The 7,983-nt window shown below is 44.8% G+C and carries 8 protein-coding genes; 1 reads left to right on the top strand and 7 read right to left on the bottom strand.

Going from position 1 to position 7,983, the window contains the following annotated elements; genetic code table 11:
• Positions 1–127: 127 nt before the first annotated feature.
• The gene (locus tag E2L07_RS19650) at positions 128–1,330 is read left to right on the top strand and encodes a transposase (RefSeq protein WP_063210481.1); all 1,203 of its coding nucleotides are present in this window, start codon (positions 128–130) and stop codon (positions 1,328–1,330) included.
• A 124-nt stretch (positions 1,331–1,454) separates the two neighbouring features.
• Here the strand turns inward: E2L07_RS19650 and E2L07_RS21405 are convergent, their stop codons facing one another.
• The 7 genes from E2L07_RS21405 to E2L07_RS19620 form a co-directional block, all read right to left on the bottom strand.
• The gene (locus tag E2L07_RS21405) at positions 1,455–1,712 is read right to left on the bottom strand and encodes a hypothetical protein (RefSeq protein WP_243855018.1); all 258 of its coding nucleotides are present in this window, start codon (positions 1,710–1,712) and stop codon (positions 1,455–1,457) included.
• 47 nt (positions 1,713–1,759) lie between these two features.
• On the bottom strand, positions 1,760–2,047 hold the full coding sequence (locus E2L07_RS21400; protein ID WP_243855017.1) for a TetR/AcrR family transcriptional regulator: 288 nt from the start codon (positions 2,045–2,047) through the stop codon (positions 1,760–1,762).
• Positions 2,048–2,325: 278 nt separating this feature from the next.
• A complete protein-coding gene (locus E2L07_RS19640; protein WP_134230436.1) occupies positions 2,326–3,039 on the bottom strand; it encodes a FadR/GntR family transcriptional regulator in 714 nt (237 codons plus the stop codon).
• 84 nt (positions 3,040–3,123) lie between these two features.
• Positions 3,124–3,816, bottom strand: coding sequence for a LutC/YkgG family protein (locus E2L07_RS19635; protein WP_134230435.1), 693 nt, complete (start codon positions 3,814–3,816; stop codon positions 3,124–3,126).
• The gene (locus E2L07_RS19630; RefSeq protein ID WP_010897994.1) at positions 3,785–5,242 is read right to left on the bottom strand and encodes a LutB/LldF family L-lactate oxidation iron-sulfur protein; all 1,458 of its coding nucleotides are present in this window, start codon (positions 5,240–5,242) and stop codon (positions 3,785–3,787) included. Before E2L07_RS19630 ends, E2L07_RS19635 begins: the two co-directional genes overlap by 32 nt.
• Before the next feature lie 4 nt (positions 5,243–5,246).
• The gene (locus E2L07_RS19625; RefSeq protein WP_053431265.1) at positions 5,247–5,981 is read right to left on the bottom strand and encodes a (Fe-S)-binding protein; all 735 of its coding nucleotides are present in this window, start codon (positions 5,979–5,981) and stop codon (positions 5,247–5,249) included.
• A 4-nt stretch (positions 5,982–5,985) separates the two neighbouring features.
• Complete coding sequence (locus E2L07_RS19620) at positions 5,986–7,770, bottom strand: L-lactate permease (protein ID WP_134230434.1); 1,785 nt, start codon at positions 7,768–7,770, stop codon at positions 5,986–5,988.
• Between the last annotated feature and the right edge of the window lie 213 nt (positions 7,771–7,983).

Raw genomic sequence — 7,983 nt, 5'->3', positions numbered from 1 at the left:
GAGCATTTTGCATATTTTTTGACCCAAGAGCCATAAGGATTTCAAAGACATAAAAAAGGACTTCACCCCTAAAATGTAGAATTTTTGAAGTGACGAAACCACAAAAATTCAAAAGGAGGAAGTCACTTTGTATATTCTACAAGAAAGCCTATTTTCCTTTGAAGAACTGCAAAAATTAGAGTCAAAAGAGAAATTACCTATCTTTTTTAGCTCGCTTGATTTACGCCCTTATGCTAAACAGTTGAGAAGTTCTTCACCCCGAGGGGCTGACGGTCATTCCAGAGAAGGGATTCTAAGGGCTCTCATCGCTGCCCCACTCGAAGGCATCGACACCTTTACCGCCCTTCATCATCGATTGGATAAAGACCTTCGTTTCCGTTATCAATGCGGTTTATCGATTGATCGCCCCGCACCGTCTATCTCCACTCTCAGCCGGGTTTTTGCGGCACTTACCAAAAAAAAGCTGGCTGAAAAGATCTTCCTTGACTTGGTACAGTTAGCTCAGGAGGAAGGAATAATTGACGGCAGCCACCAGGCCATCGACAGTGCCGCCATTGATGCCTATGAAAAGAAACAGCCCAAAAAGCGTAGTGAACAAACGGGTAATGCCAATTGGGGCGCAAAATATGATTCCTTCGGCAATAAAATTACCTGGTTTGGCTATAAGATGCATCTTTCAGTCGATACCGCAAGCGAACTGCCAATGGCCATAAAAGTAACCCCTGCCCATGTGAACGATGGAGAAGTCGCACCAGAATTAATAGAGCAAGTGGCAGAGCGTACCAAATCCAAAATTGAATTTCTGATCATGGATGGCGGATATGACCAACTAAAAAACTATGAATCAGCCAAAAACATTGGAGCGCAAGCCATTATCCCGCTCAATTTGCGCAACGAAAAAGAGCCTCCTGAAGGGATTTCTTCCAATGGAACTCCGCGTTGTTCCATGGGTTATGAAATGACTTATTGGGGAGCTGATAAGGACCAGCTCAAGTTCAGATGTCCTCACGCAACCGGCAAAGTGGATTGCCCATTAGGAATGGCAGCCTGTTCATCTTCCAACTATGGAATGGTGGTAAAAGTCGACATCAAAAAGGATGTGCGCCGATATTCCAATCCGCACCGTGATACAAAACGTTGGAAAGAGCTTTACAACGAGAGGACAAGTGTAGAACGCTGTAATTCAAGAATGAAAAGCTACCTTACGGCGAACTCCCTACATGTATGGGGAATTGAAAAAGTAAAGACCCATATTTACCTGAACGCTATTGTATTACTTGTTTCAGCGCTAGCGATGGCAAAGGAAAATAAAGGGAAGAAAGCCGCTTAAAAAAATTCAATGTGAAAAATTCTGTAGGTATGCCCGAAAACAAGATTATTGTAATATTTTGTAAAATAACATGCTGGTAGCTATTTGTCGAGTGCTTTATTTTTTATACTTTTATCCCAAAAATCTAATTTTGCAAAATGCTCAAATATAAAACGGCCTCTGTAACAATTGGAAAGACCCTTTTAGCAATTGAAAGAACCCGCTCTTCTAGATCTTTGTAGGTCATTATCATGCCATGAAGCAGAAAGTAAATCATTCGACTGAAATCTACAACCTTGCGATGCCCTGCTGTTGGAAAAACACCACATACTGCTTTTGTTAAGAAATTAAAAAGGGTCAAGCGCTGTTCATTCAGCTCCCATTTCGTCTCTTGGGTATCCACACGATCGGCTTCATAGGTCAGGAATGCTTGATATAGATTCCGATAACTTAATCCGAAATAGAAAAACATTTTGAAACACGAATTAACTTTTCCTTGGCCCCGTACTTGGTTGAGGCGAGCGCTCCAGCCATACTTTCTTGAAGACTGACAAGAGGTTCTTTCGCAAGCGCTTCTAGCAACTTTCGTTTGTCTTCAAAATACACATAGATACTCGTATGTGAACAGTTTGCCTCTTTGGCAATTTCTCGAACCGTCACTTGTTCATAGCCCTTTTTTAAAAAAAGTTTATTGGCAGCAACTAAAATTCTTTCCCTAGCTTGAATATCGTGAGGCATTGTCCTCTCCTTTCCTTCAATCAATATAACCGTCGGTTACTAACCAACGGTTATATTGTATCATGTTTTTTCTTTTTGTAAAATATCGCTTTTAGCCTATTTCCCATTTTTAATAAAAACTTTAAACTTTTTTACATCTGTGACTCTCACACATCCTACCATCATCACAATTAAAAAAACCGTTATTTTTCTTGTACTTTCATCAGTTACATTCGGCAACCTTTCATAGAAGTGAAAAAAGCCTTGACCACTCCGGTGTGATCAAAGCTCCCTTCATACTATAACTGCTTTTCATATGCCTCCATTAAAGTCTGCTCCACATTCATTAAATGTTGGAGCATCGCATCGTTTGCTCCTTCGGCATCTCTTGCTTCAATGGCCTCATAAATACGTTCATGCTCATCTTGTAGCCGTTCTAATGTTTGTTTTGTTGAGAATAAGGCAATTCGCCGCGTCTCATACATTGTTTTTCCAAGAGTATCGGATAGTTGCTGCATCATATCATGAAGCATGCCATTGTTCGTTGCTTTCGCCAACGCTAGATGGAAACGAACATCGGCCTTTTCTCCGAGATCCCCTTCGCTTTGCGCCATATCCGTTAAAGCCGCTCGCATTTCAGCTAGATCTTCATCGGTACGATGCGTAGCAGCTAAACTGGCCGCACCGACCTCCATGATTTTCCGAATTTGGAGCAGTTCTTCGATTTCTTTTTTACTCATGATTCGTTCAGGGGAAACGGGGGCCATCATCTGTGACACGTCAAATTTGTTCACATATGTGCCCTCTCCTTGCTTGATCGTAATATACCCAATGGCTCGCAAGGCACTGAGCGCCTCCCGCACAGCCGAACGGCTCACATTATACTCCTTCGCTAGCTTCTCCACAGATTGAAGTTTTTCTCCTGGCTGTAGCTCACCGTTACGAATCATCATTTCTAACTCATCACGAATGACCTCTGAAATTTTTTTCGTTTCTACCCGTTTAATTACCATCGCTTGCACCCCGTTTAGATCAATCGCTACCATTATACCATAGAAGTCTAGGTGCTCCGAATTTATCGGGGGGCCATACGAGCCTTAACGATCTTCTACGACAATATAGCAGGCGCGGATCGGCCCATGAACACCAACGACTAAGTTCATTTCAATGTCAGCACTATTGCTTGGTCCAGAGATAAAATTAATGCAGGAAGGGAGGCGCTCTCCACTGGCTGCCTTAAGGTGGAGCTCTCTCGTCACTTGGCTCATTCTCGGGACTAGCGTGCTCTTCGGAATAATTGCAATGTAATATGTCGGTAATAAGCTGACTGAACGCCCTTTGCCATTCCCACTTAACAAGACGACGGTTCCTGACTCGGCCAGTGTGTAGTCAGCGAATGTGATGCCAATGTCGGCTTGCTCTGCTTTTTCGACTAAGCGTTCACCCTCGGTGTGATCCCACACTTCCACTTGCTCTCGCTGCAAAAATGACGTTAACCCAAACTGATCAAAGCGAGGGTCGTTCCATGTAATCACGTTTCTCGCACTATATTCTTCTAGCACGTTATCAATGGCTAGCTCTAATCGATCTACTTTCGTTTGCTTCACGTCCGTATGGATTTTCGTACACTGCTCTGACAATACATTCACCAGTTGATCTGAAGAGTACTCTTTCATCACTTCAAACTGTGGCTTAACGGTGTAGTCCGGACGCTTGACCCCGGCCGTACGCCGCCCTCTACCGAGCTTTTCTGCAACATTATTGAGAAAGGTCTCTCGTCGTTGAATCATGATGGATGTTCCCCTTTCCTCGAGTTTTAAACCAGTCGCGGAACCGTTCTTTCTTTGCAGCTGGTAAATCACGAATGTCCGTCCATCCCTTTAGCGGACCTGGTCCCTTTTTAATCGAACCGTCCTTTGTTAGCGGCGAGAGAACATAAGGTGCACCCTTCGTCCCCATTTTAAATAAATTCGGCTGACTTGCCACAAGACCGAAGCCTTTCATTGCCAAGGATTCAGAGAGCGGAGTCCGTTTCTCCTGTTCGGCGATGACCCGGCGATGCTTAATTAGCAGCTCATGGAGCGGGATTTTCACCGGACAAGCATCGGTGCAGGCAGCGCATAAACTAGAGGCGTATGGGAGCTCTTCATGATCGTCATAGCCTTCTAAAAGCGGGGTCAATACAGCACCAATTGGTCCCGGGTAGATCGAGCCGTAGGAGTGACCGCCTACATGGCGATAAATCGGGCAAACATTAATACAGGCTGCACAGCGAATGCAATGGAGGGCCGCTTGAAATTCCGTTCCTAAAATATTTGATCGACCATTGTCGACGATGACGAGGTGGAATTCCTCTGGGCCATCCACGTCTCCTGCTTCTTTTGTCGAGGTAAGTCCTGTCACATAGCTCGTGAGCTTTTGCCCGACCGCACTACGGCAAAGCATGCTCACCAAGATATCAAGCTCTTCCCATGTCGGGACAATGCGCTCCATGCCCATCACCGTAATTTGCGTCTTCGGTATCGTCGTAGCAAGGCGGGCGTTCCCCTCATTCGTTACAAGGGTGATGCTGCCGGATTCAGCGACGGCAAAGTTACAGCCGGTAATGCCAATATCGGCTTGTAAAAATTCTTTCCGTAACTGTTCACGAGCAAAAAGCGTCAGCTCTTGCGGATTGGCAGACTTGGAATAGCCTTTTTTCTCCTTGAACGTCTCTCGAATTTGCTCCTTGTTTTTATGGAGAGCAGGTGCCACGATATGGGACGGTGGATCATGGTCATCAATTTGCAAAATGTATTCACCAAGATCGGACTCGATGACCTCACAGCCGATGCTTTCGAGGGCTTGGTTCATGCCAATTTCTTCTGTGACCATGGACTTTGATTTAATGATTTTTTTCGCCTGCTGTTTCATTGCGATTTCTTTGATGTATACATTGGCTTCCTCAGCTGTTTGCGCAAAATAAACATAACCGCCGTTTTTGCTGACATTATCGCTCAATTGCTCCAAGTAGTAATCAAGATTGTCTAAAGTGTGCGATCGGATCTCTTCGGCGAGCGTCCGCCATTCCTGCCAGTCCCCTAGCTCTTCTTCCGCCTTTGCTTTTGCCAGCTTTAATCGCTCTTGCGCTGAGCTCACCGCTTGTCGCATAAAAAGGTTGTCTATTCCTTTTTCCACTCGCTCGTCAAATGACGCATGGCCAATTTTAATGCCCATAAAATCATTCCTCCCTTGTCCGCTCTTGATGATTCAACACTTCGGCAAGGTGCATCATTTTAATCGGCTTGCCCTTTCGCTGAATACGCCCACCAATGTTCATCAAACAACCACAGTCAGCACCGATTAACACGTCCGCTCCTGTCTCCTCAATATGGCGCACCTTTTCATCTACCATCTGCTCGGAAATCGGCGTCATTTTTACGGAAAACGTCCCACCAAATCCGCAGCACGTCTCCCGATTCGGTAGCTCTTCCAACTGTAACCCCTCGACTTTCTCTAGCAAATCAAATGGACTTTGCGTTTCGCCGAGCAAACGTGTCATATGACAAGACGTATGGTACGTAGCCTTCGCTTGCAAACTACTATGAACCTCTTTTACTTTTAATACATTTACGAGAAATTGAGAAAGCTCATATGTTTTAGCTACAAGTTTTTTTGCCCGTTCTTGCCAAACCAGCTCATCCTTCAATAATTCCTCATATTCATGGAACATGGCAACACATGATCCTGATGGTGAAACGACATACTCTGCCCTTGCAAACGTCTCAATCATGTGTTTGGCGACTTTTTTCGTGTCCCGATGATAACCGCTATTGTAGGCAGGCTGACCACAACACGTTTGCTGTTCCGGAAACTCCACTTCACAGCCATATCGCTCTAACAATTCAACCGTGTGTCTGCCGACGTCAGGATAAAAGACGTCAGCAAGACAGGTAATAAACAACGAAACTTTCATATGATCACCCTCCGAACTTTTCTTCGATGTTGTTTAATTTCTCCTTCTTCTGTTGATTCCCTTTGACAATCATCCAAACGATACCGATGATGACGAGAATAGCCATTATCGTTCCAATATTAAAGCCGATACCGAAAAACGCCACATAGCCGATCGCTCCTGCGAAAAACAAGTAATACCCTGTTGGAATGAGAAGCTTACGAATAAGGGCTCCCTCTTTTCCGGTCAACCCAGCTGTAGCAGAAGCTGCAACCACATTATGAACACAAATCATGTTTCCTGCGGCACCACCAACTGCTTGTAACGCCACAATCGTCGCAGGATTCAAGCCTACATTTTCAGCGGTTCCAAATTGGAATAAGGAAAACATCATATTGCTGATCGTGTTACTGCCAGCAACGAATGCTCCTAATGCACCAATAACTGGTGCAACAAGCGGCCAGCTTTCACCAACCAACTGAGAAACTCCTTCGGCTAGCACGAGTGGCATACTGACAAATCCTGAGGCATTGTCGCCAGAGTTAATAAACACCTGAACCATAGGAACCGCAAATAATAATGCAGGTGCTGCCCGAACAATCATCGCGCTCGATTGTTTTACAGCATGCATATAAGAATCTACTTTCATTCGATAGATAACATAACCAACAAGTGAAGCAATGACCATAATAAATCCTGGTAAAAACAAAGGCGTACTCGTAATCGAAATGGCTGTCCCGAACAACCCTTCCACAGAAAACTCTAGCCGTTTTAACCAATTGCCAAACGGTAGTCCATTCAATCGAGTAAGGACAAGCAACAGACCGATTAACACGTAAGGCAGCCAAGCAACCCATGGACGAATCGTCGGCTCAGCTAAAGAATCCGCTTTTAACGTCCCTGTCCATTCAGGGTCCCACATCGATTCATGAGCAAAACTCCATGAACGTTTCGGCAGCAGCCACCCTTTTTTCGCAGCAGGGACGACAATCGCAAGGCCGATCAACCCTCCGAATAACGACGGAAATTCAGGCCCTAGTACGTTGGCAACGATCATATAAGGAATCGTGAACGCCAATCCAGCAAAAATAGCAAAGGGCCATACTTCACACCCCTCTTTTATAGATCGATTTTTCCCGAAAAAGAACGTAAGCATGGTCACCATAATGAGCGGAATAAATAATCCGACGATCCCGTGAATGATGGACACTTGTCCACCAATCATTCGCACATATTCGTCGACTGTCAATCCTAGTCCACTCGCCTCGACTGCTACATTGTCTGCCCCTGCAAGACCAGAGGAGACACCGACTAAGATAGGTGTACCTATAGCTCCGTATGAAACAGGAGTCGATTGAATAATTAAGGCAACCATAACGCTTGCCATTGCTGGAAAGCCGATCGCCACGAGGAGCGGGGCAAGGATTGCTGCAGGTGTCCCCCAACCAGATGCTCCTTCAATAAATGAGCCAAACAACCAACAGATAATAATGGCTTGGACGCGCCTGTCTGGTGAAATTTCAATAAATCCTTGTCGAATCGTATGAATGGCCCCGCTTTCTTTAAGAGTATTTAAAAGCAGGACCGCACCAAACACGATAAACAGAACTTCTAGGGCTGTAACGACCCCCTTCACACTTGCAGCCCCTATTTGATGGCCTGGCACTTCCCACAAAAAGTATGCAGCTAATGCCGTAACGAAAAACGCGATTGGCATCGCTCTTTTCGCTGGCCAACGTAAAACAACTAACAGTAAAAACACCGTCAATATCGGGATGAGTGCAAGCAATGACAACCATCCTAAATTCATCATTTTCCCCCCATATTATAACATCATTAGATCATTAGGTCATCAGATGACTTAATGTAAGCGTTTTAAATATAGCTGATTTTTCGGGTACCGTCAAGAATTTTGTGTAAGCTCGCAGGGTTTCCTTTGGAATTGCCAATATATTAGACCTTAAGCAGCCTTGGTGACTACACAAAAAGTTTCAGAAGGTTCTGTCAAGGGCGAAGTGTATAC

The sequence above is a fragment of the Halalkalibacterium halodurans genome (genome assembly GCF_004376175.1).
Lineage (GTDB): Bacteria > Bacillota > Bacilli > Bacillales > Bacillaceae_D > Halalkalibacterium > Halalkalibacterium halodurans.
The sequence above is the reverse complement of the archived record's forward strand: the minus strand, read 5'-3'. Positions and strand labels throughout refer to the sequence as shown.